At 73.2% G+C, this 16,249-nt stretch carries 17 protein-coding genes; 9 read left to right on the forward strand and 8 right to left on the reverse strand.

Annotation, left to right across the window (positions count from 1 at the left end; genetic code table 11):
• Positions 1-94 precede the first annotated feature (94 nt).
• Positions 95-1,282 (reverse strand): flavin-containing monooxygenase, encoded by a 1,188-nt coding sequence (locus JK359_RS08125; protein WP_201833427.1) that lies wholly within the window; start codon positions 1,280-1,282, stop codon positions 95-97.
• Between the two features lie 190 nt (positions 1,283-1,472).
• Here JK359_RS08125 and JK359_RS08130 point away from each other — a divergent pair, with 190 nt between their 5' ends.
• A complete protein-coding gene (locus JK359_RS08130) occupies positions 1,473-1,922 on the forward strand; it encodes a DoxX family membrane protein (RefSeq protein ID WP_201833429.1) in 450 nt (149 codons plus the stop codon).
• Positions 1,922-2,335, forward strand: coding sequence for a Zn-ribbon domain-containing OB-fold protein (locus JK359_RS08135; protein ID WP_201833967.1), 414 nt, complete (start codon positions 1,922-1,924; stop codon positions 2,333-2,335). Before JK359_RS08130 ends, JK359_RS08135 begins: the two co-directional genes overlap by 1 nt.
• A gap of 7 nt (positions 2,336-2,342) precedes the next feature.
• Here JK359_RS08135 and JK359_RS08140 read toward each other — a convergent pair whose 3' ends face one another.
• Positions 2,343-3,011: a pyridoxine/pyridoxamine 5'-phosphate oxidase gene (locus tag JK359_RS08140; protein ID WP_201833431.1), complete on the reverse strand. Its 669-nt coding sequence runs from the start codon at positions 3,009-3,011 to the stop codon at positions 2,343-2,345.
• A 191-nt stretch (positions 3,012-3,202) separates the two neighbouring features.
• Positions 3,203-4,375 carry a thiolase C-terminal domain-containing protein gene (locus JK359_RS08145; protein WP_201833433.1) on the reverse strand — a complete coding sequence of 391 codons (1,173 nt, stop codon included), beginning with the start codon at positions 4,373-4,375 and terminating at the stop codon, positions 3,203-3,205.
• Between the two features lie 114 nt (positions 4,376-4,489).
• Here JK359_RS08145 and JK359_RS08150 point away from each other — a divergent pair, with 114 nt between their 5' ends.
• Complete coding sequence (locus JK359_RS08150; RefSeq protein WP_201833435.1) at positions 4,490-5,674, forward strand: acyl-CoA dehydrogenase family protein; 1,185 nt, start codon at positions 4,490-4,492, stop codon at positions 5,672-5,674.
• Positions 5,671-6,156, forward strand: coding sequence for a nitroreductase/quinone reductase family protein (locus tag JK359_RS08155; protein WP_201833437.1), 486 nt, complete (start codon positions 5,671-5,673; stop codon positions 6,154-6,156). The genes JK359_RS08150 and JK359_RS08155 overlap by 4 nt, the downstream gene beginning before the upstream one ends.
• A 6-nt stretch (positions 6,157-6,162) precedes the next feature.
• Here JK359_RS08155 and JK359_RS08160 read toward each other — a convergent pair whose 3' ends face one another.
• Positions 6,163-6,780 carry a LysE family translocator gene (locus JK359_RS08160; protein ID WP_201833439.1) on the reverse strand — a complete coding sequence of 206 codons (618 nt, stop codon included), beginning with the start codon at positions 6,778-6,780 and terminating at the stop codon, positions 6,163-6,165.
• A gap of 82 nt (positions 6,781-6,862) precedes the next feature.
• On the opposite strand from JK359_RS08160, the gene JK359_RS08165 reads away from it, so the two are divergent.
• On the forward strand, positions 6,863-7,315 hold the full coding sequence (locus JK359_RS08165) for an Lrp/AsnC family transcriptional regulator (protein ID WP_201833441.1): 453 nt from the start codon (positions 6,863-6,865) through the stop codon (positions 7,313-7,315).
• Positions 7,316-7,398: 83 nt separating this feature from the next.
• Here JK359_RS08165 and JK359_RS08170 read toward each other — a convergent pair whose 3' ends face one another.
• Positions 7,399-8,034, reverse strand: coding sequence for a TetR family transcriptional regulator (locus JK359_RS08170; RefSeq protein WP_201833970.1), 636 nt, complete (start codon positions 8,032-8,034; stop codon positions 7,399-7,401).
• Between the two features lie 134 nt (positions 8,035-8,168).
• Between JK359_RS08170 and kbpA the strand changes: the two genes are divergently transcribed.
• The 3 genes from kbpA to JK359_RS08185 all read left to right on the forward strand — a co-directional run bounded on the left by kbpA (position 8,169) and on the right by JK359_RS08185 (position 12,176).
• Positions 8,169-8,903 carry an AfsK-binding protein KbpA gene (gene kbpA / locus JK359_RS08175; protein ID WP_201833443.1) on the forward strand — a complete coding sequence of 245 codons (735 nt, stop codon included), beginning with the start codon at positions 8,169-8,171 and terminating at the stop codon, positions 8,901-8,903.
• Between the two features lie 170 nt (positions 8,904-9,073).
• Positions 9,074-11,425, forward strand: a complete 2,352-nt coding sequence (afsK, locus tag JK359_RS08180; protein WP_201833445.1) for a protein serine/threonine kinase AfsK — start codon at positions 9,074-9,076, stop codon at positions 11,423-11,425.
• A 124-nt stretch (positions 11,426-11,549) separates the two neighbouring features.
• Entirely contained in the window at positions 11,550-12,176 is a 627-nt protein-coding gene (locus JK359_RS08185) for a hypothetical protein (protein WP_307788010.1), read from the forward strand.
• A gap of 24 nt (positions 12,177-12,200) precedes the next feature.
• Here the strand turns inward: JK359_RS08185 and JK359_RS08190 are convergent, their stop codons facing one another.
• Genes JK359_RS08190 through JK359_RS08200 form a run of 3 tightly spaced genes read right to left on the reverse strand, consistent with a single transcriptional unit; the run spans position 12,201 to position 14,535 of the window.
• A complete protein-coding gene (locus JK359_RS08190) occupies positions 12,201-12,974 on the reverse strand; it encodes an enoyl-CoA hydratase/isomerase family protein (protein ID WP_201833447.1) in 774 nt (257 codons plus the stop codon).
• On the reverse strand, positions 12,971-13,378 hold the full coding sequence (locus tag JK359_RS08195; protein ID WP_201833449.1) for a Zn-ribbon domain-containing OB-fold protein: 408 nt from the start codon (positions 13,376-13,378) through the stop codon (positions 12,971-12,973). Before JK359_RS08195 ends, JK359_RS08190 begins: the two co-directional genes overlap by 4 nt.
• A gap of 2 nt (positions 13,379-13,380) precedes the next feature.
• Positions 13,381-14,535 (reverse strand): lipid-transfer protein, encoded by a 1,155-nt coding sequence (locus JK359_RS08200; protein ID WP_201833451.1) that lies wholly within the window; start codon positions 14,533-14,535, stop codon positions 13,381-13,383.
• Between the two features lie 86 nt (positions 14,536-14,621).
• On the opposite strand from JK359_RS08200, the gene JK359_RS08205 reads away from it, so the two are divergent.
• Positions 14,622-16,220, forward strand: a complete 1,599-nt coding sequence (locus tag JK359_RS08205) for a FadD3 family acyl-CoA ligase (RefSeq protein WP_201833453.1) — start codon at positions 14,622-14,624, stop codon at positions 16,218-16,220.
• Positions 16,221-16,249 lie beyond the last annotated feature (29 nt).

Here is a 16,249-nt window from a genome sequence, read left to right on the forward strand (position 1 = left end):
TTCCGCCCGCCTCCTGTGAGACAGCCATGTGTAGCTGACGCCCTGTCAGATTACTTAACTGACGAAGCGTCAGGAACGGGTCGGATAGATAAAGTTACCGCTGAGTGCCAAATCCCTTGGCCACGGCGTGCGCGATCTTCCCCGCGTCGATCGCCAGCTCCCGGAACATCCCGCTGATGGGATTGGTGAACCCGGTGAAGTACAGACCGGGTGCCTCGGCGGGCGTGCGGCCGCCGTGCACCACCGGCTTCCCGCGGTCGTCGAGCACCCCGAGGTGGCCGACGAGCCCCTCCAGCGCACGGACGTACCCGGTCGCCGCGATCACCGCGTCCGGCGAGGTCCGGCTGCCGTCGGCGTGCACCACCTTGCCGTCCTCGAACGCCTCCACGGCGGCCACGATCTCCACCTTCCCCCGGCGTACGGCGTCGACCAGGCCGACGTCCTGGACCGGGATCGAGCCCTCCTTCACCCTGCTGTACAGCCCGGTGTCCGGACGCGGCAGCCCGTGCGCCGACAGGTCCGGGGTGCTGAGCCGCCCCACCGGCCCGGCGAGCCGGTCCACGAGCCCCACCGGCAGCCGCCGCACCAGTACACCCGTGTACTGCGCGGCCCAGCCGAGGGTCGACCGGCGCAGGATGTGCGGTGCCGTGCGCACCGCCAGTCGCACCCGTGCGGCCCCGCCCTCCACCAGGTCGACGGCGATCTCCGCGCCCGTGTTGCCGATCCCGACGACGAGCACGTCCCGGCCGGCGTACGGCTCGGCGTTGCGGTAGTCGCCGGCGTGCAGCAGCTGCCCCTCGTAGTCCTCGCGGCCGGGCCAGTCGGGCAGGTGCGGGGTGTGGTTGTAGCCGGTGGCCACGACCACCGCGCTGCCGGTCAGCTCCCGGCCGCCGGAGGCGTGCAGCAGCCACCCGGTGCCGTCCCCGGCCGGCTCGACGCGGTGGACCTCCACCCCGGTGACGATCTCCAGCTCGTGGTGCTCGGCGTACTTCTCCAGGTAGCGCACGACGTCGTCCCGGGCGACCCAGCGGCCGAACTTCCGGGGCATGGCGAGGCCGGGCAGGGCGGAGAGCCGGCGGGTGGTGTGCAGCCGCAGCCGGTCGTAGTGGTTGCGCCAGGAGGCGCCCGGCCGGTCGGCCTTCTCCAGCACCACCGCCCGGATGCCCCGTGCCCGCAGCGCGTGGGCGGCGGCGAGGCCGCCCGGACCGGCGCCGACGACATAGACCGGGCGGTCGGCGGGGGTCGCCGACAGGTGTACGGGAGAAGGACGGGAGACGGCCATGAGCGGGAGCGTAATCACACACCCGGTTGATGGGTCTCGGTCAAGACCGGAATTGGTTGCGGATTGATCACGCCTGTGCGGGAACGGCGTCCGCGGGGCGGGGAAACGCGCCACGGGCCCGCGCCCGTGCGTCCAGGGAGCCCTGCCGCCCCTCTCGGCAAGCCGCCAGATCTGACATACCGTCAGATCCATGGATGCGATATGGCTGGACGGCGCCGAGTGGCTGGCGGTGCTGCGCATCGGCCTCGGCCTGTGGTGGCTGGAGAGCTGGCGGCACAAGGACAAGAAGGCCTGGTTCGAGCGGGGCAGCGGCATCACGTGGGCGGCGGAGATCGCCGGGAAACACCGCTGGGCACCGGTGCGCACGGGCTTCGAGACGGTCGTGAAGCCGTACCCGAAGCTGATGGCGTACGTCGTCGCCTACGCCGAACTCTCCCTCGGACTGGGCCTGATCCTCGGCTTCCTGACCCCGGTGGCCCTGCTCGGCGGGCTGCTGCTGAACGCGGTCTACTTCGTCCTCATGATCCACGACTGGGCGGAGCAGGGCCAGAACTCGATGATGGCGCTGATCTCGCTGGTCGGCTTCTTCGGGATGGCCTGGCAGACGTGGTCGGTGGACGCATGGCTCGGGTGGTTCTGATGGGCGGCCCGCGGCACGACGTCCCGGAGGCCGACGCCTTCACCCGCCCCTACTGGGAGGCGGCGGCCGAGGGCCGGCTGCTGATCCGCCGCTGCGGCGCCTGCGGCCGGGCCCACCACTACCCGCGGGAGTTCTGCCCGCACTGCTGGAGCGAGGAGGTCACCTGGGAGGAGGCGGGCGGCCGGGCCGTGCTCTACACCTGGTCCACGGTCCACCACAACGACCTCCCCCCGTTCGGCGACCGCACCCCCTACGTGGCCGCGGTGGTCGACCTGGCGGAGGGGCCGAGGATGATGACGGAGGTGGTGGACTGCGCCGAGGCGGAGCTGGCCGCCGGGATGCCACTCGGGGTGACCTTCCGGGAGGGCGTACCGGTGTTCGCTCCGGGGGGCGGGGCCCGGTCACGACCGTGACCGCCCCTCACGGCCACAGCAGGGACCGGCTCCAGCCGAAGCCCGTGCTGCGGTACTCCAGCCGCACGTGCCGCCGTTCGGCGTCCCCCTGGAAGAACTCCACGGTCTCCGGGCGCAGCCGGTACAGGGTCCAGGTCGGCGACGGCTCGTCCGGGTTCTTCCGGGCCCGCTCCCAGGCCGCCTCCGAGGCCTGCCGCAACTCGTCCACCGAGGACAGGTCCTCGCTCTGCCGGCCGGTCAGCGCGGCGGCCAGCGCGCCCGTGGAGCGCGCGTGCAGGTCGGCCTGGCTCTCCTCGGACGGCGCCGCCACGACCGGTCCCCGCAGCCGCACCTGGCGGCCCAGCGCCGGCCAGTAGAAGGCGAGGGCCGCATGCGGCCGGGCGCTGAGTGCGCGGCCCTTGCGGCTGGTGGCGTGCGAGGCGAAGGCCCAGCCGTCCGCGTCGGCCCCGTGCAGCATCACGATCCGTACGTCCGGCCTGCCCTCCTCGTCCACGGTCGCCAGCGACATGGTGTGCGGCTCCGGCTGCCCGGCGGCCACCGCCTCCGCGAACCAGCTCGTGAACAGGGCCAGCGGGGTGGGCGGGGCGGTCTCCGGATCGAAGGGCCGCAGCCGGGTCACCCCGGGTTCCCAGACCCGCAGCGACAGGAGCAGTTCGTGGAGATCCTTTTGTGCCATGGGGCGAGTATCACCCGCGCCGGGCGGCGCACTCCGGTCCTCGCACGGCATGTGCCGGAGACGGTCGCGCCCCGTGCCCCCCGGGTCCCCCCACGACACCGCCCACGACGTCGTCCCCGCCCGGGCACGACGGGTCGCCGGGAGCAGAACCGTTCTCCGGAGCCGGGGCGGATCGTCCTCCGCCCACGACGTCACCCCCGCCCGAGCACCACGGTCGCCGAGGAGCAGAACCAGCCTCCGGTCGCGGACGCCACGCCCAGCCTGGGCAGCCTTCCGTCGCGGCCCCGCACCTGGCGTTCCCCGGCCTCCCCGCGCAGCTGCCGTACCGCCTCCACCAGCAGGAACAGCCCGCGCATCCCCGGGTGCTGGGCCGACAGCCCGCCGCCGTCCGTGTTGACCGGCAGCTCGCCGCCCCGGACCAGCAGCCGGCCCTTCTCCACGAAGGCCCCGCCCTCGCCCTTGCCGCAGAAACCCAGGTCCTCCAGGGTCACCAGGGTCATGTAGGTGAAGGCGTCGTAGATCTCGGCGAAGTCGACGTCCGCCGGGGCCACCCCGGCACGCTCGAAGGCGAGCCGGCCGCTCACCGCCGCCGGGGACACGGTGAAGTCGGGCCACTCGGACATCGCCGCGTGCGAGACGTGCTCGCCGGTGCCGAGGATCCAGACCGGGGCCGTACGGCAGTCCCGTACGTACTCCTCGGCCGCCAGCAGGACCGCCGCGCCGCCGTCGGAGCGCGGGCAGCAGTGCAGCCTGGTGAAGGGGTCGGCGATCAACGGGCCGGACAGCACGTCCTCGACCGTGATCGGGTCGCGGAACATCGCCTCCGGGTTCAGGGCCGCGTTCGCCCTCGCCTGGACGGCCACCTCGGCCAGCTGCTCGATCGTCGTGCCGTACTCGGTCATGTGCCGGCGGGCCGCCATCGCGTACTTGGCGATCAGCGTGTGGCCGTAGGGCACTTCGAACTGGAGGGGGCCGCGGGAGCCGAAGGACAGGTTCCCGGTGCGGCGGCCCGCCTTGACGTCCGCCCGTGCGGTCGAGCCGTACGCCAGCAGTACGGCGTTCGCGTGGCCCGCCGCTATCGCGTCCGCCGCGTGCGCCGCCATGACCTCCCAGGTCGCCCCGCCGACCGAGGTGGAGTCCACCCAGGTCGGCCTGAGGCCCAGGTACTCCGCGACCTCGACCGGGGCCAGCGTGCCGAGGCCCGCCGAGGCGAAGCCGTCGACGCGGGCGCGGCCCAGGCCGGCGTCCGCCAGGGCGCGGCGGGCGGCCTGGGCGTGCAGGGCGTACGGCGTCGCGTCGTCCACGCGTCCGCAGTCGGAGAGGGCCACGCCGACCACGGCGACTTTCCTGCTCCCTGGCTTCATGGAATCTGACGGTACATCAGATATGGGGCCGGGCGGCAGGTGTCGCGGGTATGGGCATCCCTCCGCCGGACCCTTAACATGACGGGCCGTCAGATCGCGCGGGAAGGATCAGCCATGGACACGCGCCTCAGCCCCGAGCAGGACGAGATCCGCCGGACCCTGCGCGAGCTGCTGCGCAGACGCTGCGGCCCGGCCGAGCTGCGGGCCGCCGTGGAGACGCCCGCCGGACACGACCCCCTCCTGTGGTCCGCCCTCGCCGACCGGCTCGGACTGCCGGGGCTGGCGCTCCCGGAGGCGTACGGCGGGGTCGGCTGCTCGGTCACCGAGCTGGCCCTGGCCTGCGAGGAGACGGGCCGGTTCCTCGTGCCCTCGCCGCTGCTCGCCACCTCCGTCCTCACCGCCCCGCTGATCCTCGCCCTCGGCACCGAGGCCCAGCGTGCCGGGCTGCTCCCGCGCATCGCCGCCGGAGCCCTCACCGCCGCCCTCGCCGTCGCCGGGCCCGCCCTCACCACCGCCCTCGCCCTGACCGGCGGGAACGACGGCTACAGCGCCGGCGGCGGACGGGCCGGCGGGGTGCAGGCACGGCGGGCGGAGGGCGGCTGGCGGTTGTACGGCGAGGTGGAGCAGGTGCTGGACGGGCACACCGCCGGACTGCTGCTCGTCGCCGCGCACACCGGCGGGTACGCCCGGTCGCGCACGCTGCTGTTCCTGGTGCCGGGGGATACGGCCGGGGCGGTACGGACCCGGCAGACCGCCCTGGACGCCACCCGCCCGCAGGCACGCGTCCAACTGCGCGACACCCCGGCCGAGTTGCTCGGGTCCGAGGAGACGGACGTACGGCCCGCCCTCGCCGCACTCGGCGACCGCGTCGCCGCCGTGCTCGCCGCCGAGGCCGTCGGGGCGGCCGACCGGGTGCTGGAGCGGACCGTGGAGTACGCCGGGCAGCGGATGCAGTTCGGGCGGCCCATCGGGTCCTTCCAGGCCGTGAAGCACCGGCTGGCGGACGTGTACGTGGGGGTGCAGGCGGCACGGTCGGCCGCGTACTACGCCGCCTGGGCGGCCGGCCACGGGCAGCGGGCCGGCGCGCTCGCGCTCGCCCAGGCGCTGGAGGCGCTGCGCCGCGCCGCCGCCGAGGGTGTCCAGCTGCACGGCGGGATCGGGTTCACCTGGGAGCACGACGCCCACCTGTACTTCAAGCGGGCGGCCGGGGACGAACTGCTGTTCGGGCCCGTGCACCGGCTGCGGGACCGGGCCGCCGAGACGGCGGAGCTGTTCACGGGAGCGGAGGTGGCGGTGTGAAGGCCGGCGCAGGCGTACGGTTCGTGCAGAAGGCGTCCTCCACCCGGGCCTTCGCCAAGGTCGCCCCGCACGTCGTCCCGGCCCTCGACCGTGCCGTGCACCGGCTCACCCGGGGCCGGGTCCTGCTCAGCAGCCGGATGCTGCCCGGCGTGGTCCTCACCTCCACCGGCGCCCGCACCGGACAGCCCCGCCGCACCCCGCTGGCCTGCATGCCCGAGGCGGACGGCCGGAGCTGGATCCTCGTCGGCTCCAACTTCGGCCGCACCGGTCACCCCGCCTGGACCCACAACCTCCTCGCCCACCCGGCCGCCTCGGTCAGCTGGAAGGGCCGGGACATCCCGGTCACGGCCAGGCTCCTTTCGGGGAAGGAACGGGCCGCCGTATGGCGGGCGCTGCTGGAGTTCTGGCCGCCGTACGCCACCTATCAGGCCCGGGTGGAGCGGGAGATCAGGGTCTTCCGGCTGACGCGCGGGCAGGGCTGAGGCCGGTCAGAGCGTGGCCAGCCGTTCCACCAGCAGCAGTGCGCCGATCCCCAGCATCGCCGCCCCCGAGGTCCGCGTCACCGCACGGGCCGCCACCGGCCTAGCGGCGAGCAGTGCGCGCGACAAGGCGCCGACCGTGAGGTAGACGGCCGCGCAGGCGGCCATGTTGAGCACGCCGAGGACTGCCGTCTGGGCGGGGACGGGCAGGTGGGAGCCGTGCAGGGTGAGGAACTGGGGGAGCACGGAGAGGTAGAGCAGCAGGCCCTTGGGGTTGAGGCCGCTGATCGTGGCGCCGCGCAGGAAGGGACGCCGGTCGTCAGCGGTCGCGCCCGCCGTGCCGGGGACCGCCGGCCGGCGCAGCACGCTCCAGCCGAGCCAGAGCAGATAGCCCGCGCCCGCCACGGTCAGGGCCGTCAGCAGCCGGGGCGAACCCGCGACCAGTACCGCGAGGCCGGCCGTCGCCAGGACCGTGTGCAGGGCATAGCCGCAGACCAGGCCCGCGACCGCGCGCGGGACCGAGCTGCCGCGCAGGGCGGTCGCGATGACGTACGCCCAGTCGGCGCCCGGCACGCACACCAGCAGCAGGTCCACGGCGAGGAAGGAGAAGAGCAGTCCCGGATCCATACCGGGGACATTAGGCGTGAATGGCCCGAAAGTGTTCCTGAAGTTTGCTCGTGATCTCGTACTCTGAGCAAATATCTTCTTCATGGACGACGTGGACCGGAAAATCCTTGCCGAGCTGCAGCAGGACGGGCGGCTGACCGTGACCGAGCTGGCCGCCCGGGTGCGGCTCAGCGTCTCGCCCTGCCACCGGCGGCTGCGCGAGCTGGAGCGGTCCGGCGCCATCCAGGGATACCGGGCGCAGGTCGACCCGGCGGCACTCGGGCTGAACTTCGAGGCGCTGGTCTTCGTGTCCATGCGGCAGGAGGACCGGGACACGGTCGTCGAGTTCGAGCGGGCCGTCAGCGAACTGGATCACGTGCTGGACGCCCAGCGGCTGTTCGGGGAGCCGGACTACCTGCTCCGGGTCGCCACCGCCGACCTGGCCGCCTTCCAGCGGCTGTACGACGAGCGGCTGGCCACCCTGCCGGGGGTGCAGCGGCTGACGTCGACGCTGGTGATGAAGCACGTGGTGCGGGACCGGCCGTTGCCCGCGTAGACGGCAGGCGGTGGCTCATCGGATGAACCACCGCCTGCCAGACAGGACTTGGAACCTGGAAAAAAGGGGGCGCGCGCCGCGGGCTACTTGGCCGGCTTCTTGCCGGTCACCCCGAGGTGCACCAACAGCGCCAGATTCGGCTTGAGTTCGGCCTGCTTCACGCCCCAGGAGGAGAAGCCCTTCTGGTGGGAGGCCACTGCCGCGAGCATCGCGACCAGCGAGCCGGCCACCGCCGCCGGGTTCACGTCCTTGTCGACGCGGCCCTTGGACTGGAGTTCCGCGATGGAGTCCGCCAGGGAGTTGTTGACCGAGTTCAGGATCTTCATGCGGAGCTTGTAGAACCGTTTGTCCCCCTCGGCCGCGCCGAGGTCAACCACGCGCAGGATGGCGTCGTGCTTCTTCCAGAACTCCAGGAATCCGTCGACCAGTTCCTGGGCGGTCTGCCAGCCCGACTTGCCGGCCCAGGTGCGTCCTTCGAGGAGTTCGGTCAATCCCGCGCCCTCGGCCGCCATCTGCTCGGCGATCTCCAGGACGGCGCCTTCGACGTCCGGGAAGTACTGGTAGAAGGTCGCGGGCGAAGTGCCCGCCTTCCGGGCGACATCGATGACCTTGACGTCCCGGTACGGGGAGGAGCTGAGCATCTCGCTGAGGCAGTCGAGCAGCTTCTGCCGGGTCGCCTGCCCACGTCGACCGGCCACGCGGCCGTCGACGGTACGCACTTGTCCTGTCATGCCGTCAGCTTACCGAGGGGTGATCGGAGCGCGATTCGGCCGACTGCAAATGGGGTGCACGGGGACGGCGGGGGTGGTGTGCCTGGTCTGCGGGGTGCGCGCGGCCCGGTTACTTTGGCGGCATGGCCGAAAACAGGGCATCTGCCGACGAAGAGGTGTACCAGGAGGGCGTCCCTTGCTGGGTGGACGTACAGCTGCCCGACGTCGAGGCGGGCAAGCGGTTCTACGGTGAGCTCTTCGGGTGGACCTTCGAGGCGTCGTACGGCTCCTCGGTGTGGGCCCTGCTGGACGGCGACCGCGTCGCCTCGCTGGCCCCCAAGACGGACGGCCGCATGCCCACCGTCTGGACGGTGTCCTTCGCGACCGCGGACGCCGGGGCCCTCGGCCGGCGGATCACGGCGGGCGGCGGCCAGGTCGTCATGGCGCCGTTCCCGGTCGGCGAACTCGGCACCGCGGCCCTCGCCGCCGACCCCGAGGGCGCGGTGTTCGGACTGTGGCAGCCCGGCACCCACCGCGGCTTCGGGCGGCGGCACGCACCCGGCACCTTCGTCTGGGCGCAGCTGTACACCCGGGACACCGCCGGGGCCAACGTCTTCTACGGCGGCCTCTTCCACGACGCCCTGTTCGGCACCGATACCGAGCCCGACTTCGGCCGCGCGGACGTCACCGAGGTGTTCCCGGCCGAGATGCCCCCGCACTTCGTCACCCACTTCCGGGTCACCGACCTGGCGGACGCCCTCGGGACGGTGCAGCGGCTCGGCGGGCGGGTGCAGGCGCCACCCTTCGAGACGTCGTACGGACGAGTGGCCGTCGTCACCGACAATCAGGGGGCGTCGTTCGCACTGTTGCAGCGCTGAATCGTCCGCTTTGGCATGAGACACCCCGATTTCTCACCGGGTTCGCAACCAGCCGCCCGGCCAGGAAGAATCAGGGTGCGTGCCGCCGAGGCGGTGCGGTGGTGAGACGCTGCACTTCGGTCGCGTACATATGGAGAGTGGCGCGGCTCGTACGGGGAGGTGGCAGGCAAGTGGTGGATCAGCTGACGCAGCACGATCCGCGGCGGATCGGGCCGTTCGAGGTGCTGGGCCGGCTGGGCGCCGGCGGCATGGGGCTGGTCTATCTCGCGCGCTCGGCGTCCGGCCGGCGCGTGGCGATCAAGACGGTCCGCACGGAGCTGGCGGAGGACCAGCTGTTCCGGGTCCGCTTCACCCGTGAGGTGGAGGCGGCCCGGGCGGTGTCGGGCTTCTACACGGCCGCCGTGGTCGACGCCGACCCGCGTGCGGCGGTGCCCTGGCTGGCCACCGCCTACGTTCCCGCGCCCTCCCTCGAGGAGATAGTGAACGATTGCGGGCCGCTCCCGGCGCAGGCCGTGCGCTGGCTGGCGGCGGGCGTGGCGGAGGCCCTGCAGTCCATCCACGGCGCGGGCCTGGTCCACCGCGACCTGAAGCCGTCCAACGTGCTCGTGGTCGAGGACGGCCCCCGGGTGATCGACTTCGGTATCGCCTCCGGCGTCTCGAACACCCGCTTGACCATGACGAACGTCGCCGTCGGCACCCCCGCGTACATGTCCCCGGAGCAGGCCAAGGACTCCCGCAGCGTCACCGGCGCCAGCGACGTCTTCTCCCTCGGCTCCATGCTGGTCTTCGCGGCCACCGGTCACCCGCCCTTCCACGGCGCCAACCCGGTCGAGACCGTCTTCATGCTGCTCCGCGAGGGTCCCGACCTCACGGGTCTGCCCGACGAGCTGCGCCCGCTCATCGAGGTCTGCATGCAGATGGAGGCCTCCGCCCGGCCCACCCCGGCGGACCTCCAGGCCCAGCTCGCCCCCCATCTCTTCGGCTCCGGCTCCGACGACAGCGGCACCGCCTCCGCCTGGCTGCCCGAGAAGGCCGTCGCCCTCATCGAGTCCCGCCGCGGCGGGAGACCCGCCGCCAAGCCCGCCCCGGCCGCGACCGCCGGCCCGCGCAGCGCCGGCCGCCCGGCCGTGCCCCCGCCCCCGCCGTACGACCCCCCGGTGCCCGCGCCCGTCCCGGCCCCGGTCGGCGCTCCCGACACCGGCCCGGTCCGGCTGGCCGGCGCCCAGGTGCCCATCGGGCCGGGCCCCCGCGTGGCCGACGCCCGCGCCGCCGCGGTGAAGGCGCCGCCGCCGGAGGCCGGCCTGGTGGCCAGCTGGTCCCGGCCCCGCCCCGGCCTGGCCGGCGCCGACCCCGCCGTACCGCCCGTGCCCGCCACGCCCCCGGAGACGGCGAGCGGCTGGCGGCCCTGGCGGTTCCGGATGTCCAACGACGTCTGGGGCACCCCGTCCGTCGACGGCGACCTGGTCTACGTCACCTCCTTCGAGGTGCACGCGCTGGACGTGGCCACCGGCCGCCGCCGGTTCAAGACCCGGGACGTCGCCTGGTCGATGGGGGTGGCCGACGGCCGTATCCACGCCTCGGACGGTCCCACCCTGTTCGCCCTGGACGCCCGCGAGGGCACCGACCTGTGGCGGCTGTCCACGGACGCCTGGGTGTACTCCCTGAAGGCCGACCGCGGCACGGTCGTCACCGGCACCCGGGGCGGCGGCGTGCAGGCCTGGGAGGCGGCGAACGGCCAGAAGCTGTGGGAGATCACCGGCTGCCAGACCGACTTCGAGTCCCCCGAGGCGGGCCCGGTCGTGCACGACGGCACGGTCTACGTCTGGCAGGACGCCCGGCTGCGCGCCCTGGAGGCCCGCACCGGTGAGGAGCGCTGGTCGTACCCCATCGGCGACGCGGCCTCCTGCGGCGGGGTCCCGGTCCGGCTGGCCCCGGCGTCCGACGGGTACGTCTACGTCTCCGCCGGCACCCGCGTGCTGGCCGTCGAGGCGGCGAGCGGCATGGTGCGCTGGCACTTCGAGGCCCCGGCGGTCTTCCTGTGCCCGCCGGCCTTCGCCCCGGGCCCGGCCGTCACCGGCGGCGGCGTCTACCTCGCCGACTACCTCGGCACGGTATACGCCCTGGACGCCACCGACGGCCGCGACCGCTGGCGCATCGCCACCGAGGCCCGCTCGTCCGTGGAGCCGGTGCTGGTCGCCGCCGGCCACGTGCACGTCGGCAGCGGCAAGGGCCTGTACACCCTGGACGCGGTCACCGGCACGCCCAAGTGGCGCTTCCAGGCGGGCGGCGACGTGGTGGGCGCCCCCGCGGTGGCCGAGGGCCGCATCCACTTCGGCTCCACCGACCATCTCCTCTACACCCTGAAGGCCGACGACGGCCGGCTGCGCTGGAAGCTCGCCACGGGCGGCGAGATCACCGGCTCCCCGGTGGTCAAGGACGGCGTGGTGTACGCGTGCAGCAAGGACCGGTGCGTGTACGCGCTGGACGCGGAGAAGGGCACGGGAACCGCGCGGACCGCGTAGCGCGTGACGGCCGTCGTACCGGGTTTGTCACGGAAGGGCTCCAGACGGCGGCCGTCCAGGGCTGACGCTACCCCCGGCGCCGGGCACCCGCCAGACGGTTCGGCCCGGTGGTTAGGGTGATGTCATGGCCATGCACATACGGATGCGCACGCTCAGGTTCACGGCCGTGCTGACCCTCGTGGTCCTCGCTCTCACCGGCTTCTCGGCCGGCCGGCACGGCCGGCACCACGGGAGCGGGGGCGGTGGGGGCGGCTGCAGCAGTTCCCACCAGGACCACGACAGCTCGTCCTCGTCGTCCTCGGGCGGCTCCTACGACGACCCGGCCGACGACGGCTACGGCGACCCGGCCGACGACACCTACGGCAGCGGCGGCACGAACACCTCGGGCGGCACCGGTGGCGGCACCTACCACCGCAGGCCCACCCAGCGCTCCACGTCCTCCCCGGGCAGCGGGACGGCGCTGAAGGACGGGAAGGCGAGACTGGTGAGCTGCGCCACCGAGAAGGCGCGGTACGCGACCGTCGAGGTCAGCAACCCGAACGGCCGTGAAGCCGACTTCAAGGCACACGTCGAGTTCGACGACGGGCAGGACTCGGCGATCGGCGACAACGCCGCCACGGTCACCGTCCCGGCCCATGGCACGGCCCGCGTCCAGGTGGAGCTGGTCGGCAGCTTCGGGGTGCGCGACGACGGCCTCGTCCTCCGGCTCGACCACTGCACCGTGGACCCGGTCGCCCGGCTCGGCACCTAGCCGGGCCGTGCCCGAGGGCACGGCCTACCGCACCCGGTACCCCTTCGGCCTGCCCGCGAACAGCTCCGCCTGCCGTCCGGCCGGCAGATTGCCGAGGGCGATGAGATGCGGTGCCTGGGCGAACGCCTGCGCACGCGCCGCCTCCCGGGCCGCCCACAGCGCCCGCACGGTCCCCTGCACCCCCTCCGGCGGATACCCGGCGATGACGGCGGCACAGCGCACGGCACCGTCCAGCGCGCCTCCCGCCACCGTGACTTCGGAGACCAGCCCCACCTCATGGGCCCGCCGGGCGGAGATCCGCTCGGCCGTGCCCATGAGCATCATCCGCGCGACCTCCCCGTACGGCATCCGCCCGGCCATGAGCACGGACTCGTAGGCGCTGACCATGCCGTACGTGGTGTGCGGGTCGAAGAAGACGGCGGTGTCGTCGGCGATCACGAACTCGGCCTCGCCCAGCAGGTAGAAGGCCCCGCCGCAGGCCATGCCGCGCACGGCCGCCACGACCGGCTTCCACAGGCCGTTCGCCTTCGGGCCGACGCCCAGCAGCGGATCGTCCTGCATGTACGGCGACGAGGGCTGCGGCACGACGGCGTTGCGGTCGATGCCCGTGCAGAACGCCCGCTCCCCGGCCCCGGTGAGCACGACGGCCCGCACGGAGTCGTCGAACCGCAACTCGCGCCACACCGAGGTGAGTTCCTCCACCATCTCCAGGTCGATGGCGTTCAGCCGCGCGGGCCGGTCCAGGGTGACGACGGCGACACCCGTCTCCTTGTCGGCGGTGAGGCGGACGGTGTTCACGCGAGCACCCACTGCGGAAGCCCGCCGGAGAAGACCGCCTGCACCCGGGCACCGATCCGGATGCGCGCCGGATCGACGGAGTCCAGCCGCGCCCCCGGACCGCTGACCAGATTCCCGACCAGCCGTATGCCCGGGTCCTCCGCCAGCTCCACGACGACCACGTTGTACGGGGCCTGTTCCGCGTAGTCGGGCAGCAGCGGCGGATGCGGGACGACGAAGGACCACACACGCCCGCGCCCGGAGACCGGCCGCCACTCGCTCGCGAAGGACTGGCAGTGCGGGCAGCAGGGCCGGGGCGGGAAACGGAGTACGCCGCAGTCGCCGCACGCCTGGACGCGCAGCTCGCCGCGGTCCGCGTACTCCCAGAAGGGCGCGCCGGCGGTGTCCGTGACCGGGATCAGCATGATCAGCTCCTCAGCAGGAGAGCGGAGGTGGGAACGCCTTCACCGGCCGTGACCAGGCAGGTGGCAGCGCCGGGGACCTGGGCGGTACTGGTCCCGCGCAACTGTTTGACGCCCTCGTTGATGAGGTTGAAGCCGTGCACGTACGCCTCGCTGAGCCCGCCGCCCCCGGTGTTGACCGGCAGCCGCCCGCCGGTCTCCAGGGCGCCCTGCTCGGTGAAGGCGCCGCCCTCGCCGCGGGCGCAGAAACCGTAGCCCTCGAGGGACAGCGGGATCAGGGCGGTGAACGCGTCGTAGATCTGGGCCACGTCGACGTCGTCCGGGGTGATGTCCGCGTGTTTCCACAGGTGCCGGGCAGCCGTCCAGGCGGGGCCGGTGAGGGGGTCGTCGTTCCAGTAGTTGACCATGCCGTGGTGCTGGGCGGGCAGGCCCTGCGCGGCGGCATGCACGTACACCGGCTGCCGGGCGCAGTCCCGGGCCCGCTCCCGTCCGACGATCACACAGGCCAGTGCGCCGTCCGTCTCCAGGCAGTTGTCGTAGAGGCACAGCGGCTCGCTGATCCACCGGGAGGTCATGTACATCTCCCGGGTCAGCGGCCGTTCGTACATCACGGCCGCCGGGTTCTGGTTGGCCCGGTTGCGGCAGGCCAGGGCCACGTTGAAGAGGTGGTCCCGGGTGACGCCGTACTCGTGCATGTACCGCCGGGTCAGCATGGCGATCTCGTCGGCCGGCCGCAGCAGCCCGAAGGGCCGCGTCCACTGCGCCGGAGTGGGCAGCTGTACGGCGGTGTTCGTCCACGGCCGGGGCCCGCTGCCGCGCTTGCGGGACCGCCAGGCGACGCCCACGGTGGCCTGCCCGGCGGCGATGGCGGCGGCGAGGTGCGCGACCGTGGCACAGGAGCCGCCGCCCCCGTACCCCACCTTGCTGAAGAAGGTCAGGTCCCCGAACCCGACGGCCTTCGCCAGCTCCACCTCGTCGGTCTCCTCCATCGTGTAGGAGGCGACCGCGTCGACCTCGCCGGGCGCGATGCCCGCGTCGTCGAGGGCGGCGAGCACGGCCCGGCAGGCGAGCGTCCTCTCGTCCTCCGGGAGGTGCTTGGCGAAGGCGGTCTGTCCGATCCCGACGACGGCGGTGGCGTCCTTGAACCCTGGTCCTGCCATGTGGAACCCCTCTCCTGACAGGCCGTCAGATTACCGCTAATCTGACGGTTAGTCAGCTCGTGGGGTCACTGAGCGGGGAGGCGGCCGTGGCCGAGTGGGACACCATCCCTGAACTGGTCCGGTCGGCGGCCGGGCGCTACGCGGACACCGAGGCCGTGGTCGACGGCCGCACCCGCGTCACGTACGCCGAACTCGGTGCCCGCGTCGAACGCGCGGCGGCGGCCTGCCTCGCGAGCGGCGTCCGGCCGGGCGACCGGGTGGCCGTCTGGGCCCCCAACTCCCTGGACTGGATCGTTGCGTCACTCGGTGCGGTGACGGCGGGCGCGGTCCTCGTCCCGCTGAACACCCGCTTCAAGGGCACGGAGGCGGCGGACGTCATGCGCCGCAGCGGGGCCCGGCTGCTGTTCGTGACGGGAACCTTCCTGGGCGCGTCCTACGTCGCCGCACTGCGCCGGGCGGCGGGCGCAGGAGTGCCCGACGGCCGGGGTCCGCTGCCCGGACTGCCGGAGCTGGAGCGGGTGGTGGTCCTGTCGGAGGACGCACCGCCGGACTTCCACACCTGGAAGGACTTCCTGGCGGCCGGAGAAGGGGTGCCGCCGTCGCACGTGCGAGCGAGGTCGGCCCGGTCGGACGGGTCGGCGGTGTCGGACATCGTCTACACCTCCGGCACGACGGGCCGCCCGAAGGGTGCGGTGATCACACACGGCCAGAGCCTGCGCGCGTACGAGATCTGGGCGGACCTGGCCGGCCTGCGCCACACGGACCGCTACCTGATCGTCAACCCCTTCTTCCACACCTTCGGCTACAAGGCGGGGGTGCTCGCCTGTCTCATGCGCGGGGCGACGATGATCCCGCAGCCGGTGTTCAACGTGGACACGGCACTGGCGAACATCGCGGCGGAACGGGTCTCGGTGCTGCCGGGCCCGCCGACCCTGCACCAGCAGCTCCTGGACCACCCCGCCCGCGACGCGTACGACCTGTCGGCCCTGCGGCTGGTGGTGACGGGCGCGGCGGTGGTGCCGCTACGGCTGGTGGAACGCCTGCGCGGGGAACTGGGCGTGGACACGGTCCTGACGGCGTACGGCCTCTCGGAGGCGAGCGGCATCGTCACGATGTGCCGGCGCGGTGACGCACCCGCGGTGATCGCCGCCTCCTCCGGGCGGGCGATCCCCGGCACGGAGGTACGGGTGGCCGACGCACACGGAACCCCGGTGCCCGCCGGCACGCCGGGCGAAATCCTGGTCCGCGGCTTCAACGTCATGCGCGGCTACTACGAGGACGCCAGGGCCACCTCGGAGGCGATCTCCCCGGACGGCTGGCTGAGCACCGGGGACGTGGGCGTCCTGGACCCGTCCGGCAACCTGCGCATCACGGACCGCATCAAGGACATGTACATCGTCGGCGGCTTCAACGCCTACCCGGCGGAGATAGAGCAACTGCTGGGCATCCACCCGGACGTGGCCGACGTGGCGGTCATCGGCGTACCGGACGCCCGCCTCGGCGAGGTCGGCAAGGCCTACGTCGTCCGCCGCCCCGGCTCGCTCCTCACCGCCGACGACCTGATCGCCTGGGCCCGCCGCGAGATGGCGAACTACAAGGTGCCGAGGGCGGTGCAGTTCGTGACCGAACTGCCGCGGAACGCGAGCGGGAAGGTGGTGAAGGGGGAGCTGCGGGGGCGGGGCTGATCCGTACGGACCCCTGCGGCCGGTCAGCG

It is taken from the genome of Streptomyces actinomycinicus (assembly GCF_016741775.1).
Lineage (GTDB): Bacteria > Actinomycetota > Actinomycetes > Streptomycetales > Streptomycetaceae > Streptomyces > Streptomyces actinomycinicus.

Bases quoted from the DNA above. Each gene is read 5' to 3' on its own strand.
- JK359_RS08125 (WP_201833427.1), bottom strand. From the start codon at position 1,282: ATGGCCGTCTCCCGTCCTTCTCCCGTACACCTGTCGGCGACCCCCGCC.
- JK359_RS08130 (WP_201833429.1), top strand. From the start codon at position 1,473: ATGGATGCGATATGGCTGGACGGCGCCGAGTGGCTGGCGGTGCTGCGC.
- JK359_RS08135 (WP_201833967.1), top strand. From the start codon at position 1,922: ATGGGCGGCCCGCGGCACGACGTCCCGGAGGCCGACGCCTTCACCCGC.
- JK359_RS08140 (WP_201833431.1), bottom strand. From the start codon at position 3,011: ATGGCACAAAAGGATCTCCACGAACTGCTCCTGTCGCTGCGGGTCTGG.
- JK359_RS08145 (WP_201833433.1), bottom strand. From the start codon at position 4,375: ATGAAGCCAGGGAGCAGGAAAGTCGCCGTGGTCGGCGTGGCCCTCTCC.
- JK359_RS08150 (WP_201833435.1), top strand. From the start codon at position 4,490: ATGGACACGCGCCTCAGCCCCGAGCAGGACGAGATCCGCCGGACCCTG.
- JK359_RS08160 (WP_201833439.1), bottom strand. From the start codon at position 6,780: ATGGATCCGGGACTGCTCTTCTCCTTCCTCGCCGTGGACCTGCTGCTG.
- JK359_RS08165 (WP_201833441.1), top strand. From the start codon at position 6,863: ATGGACGACGTGGACCGGAAAATCCTTGCCGAGCTGCAGCAGGACGGG.
- kbpA (WP_201833443.1), top strand. From the start codon at position 8,169: ATGGCCGAAAACAGGGCATCTGCCGACGAAGAGGTGTACCAGGAGGGC.
- JK359_RS08185 (WP_307788010.1), top strand. From the start codon at position 11,550: ATGGCCATGCACATACGGATGCGCACGCTCAGGTTCACGGCCGTGCTG.
- JK359_RS08195 (WP_201833449.1), bottom strand. From the start codon at position 13,378: ATGCTGATCCCGGTCACGGACACCGCCGGCGCGCCCTTCTGGGAGTAC.
- JK359_RS08200 (WP_201833451.1), bottom strand. From the start codon at position 14,535: ATGGCAGGACCAGGGTTCAAGGACGCCACCGCCGTCGTCGGGATCGGA.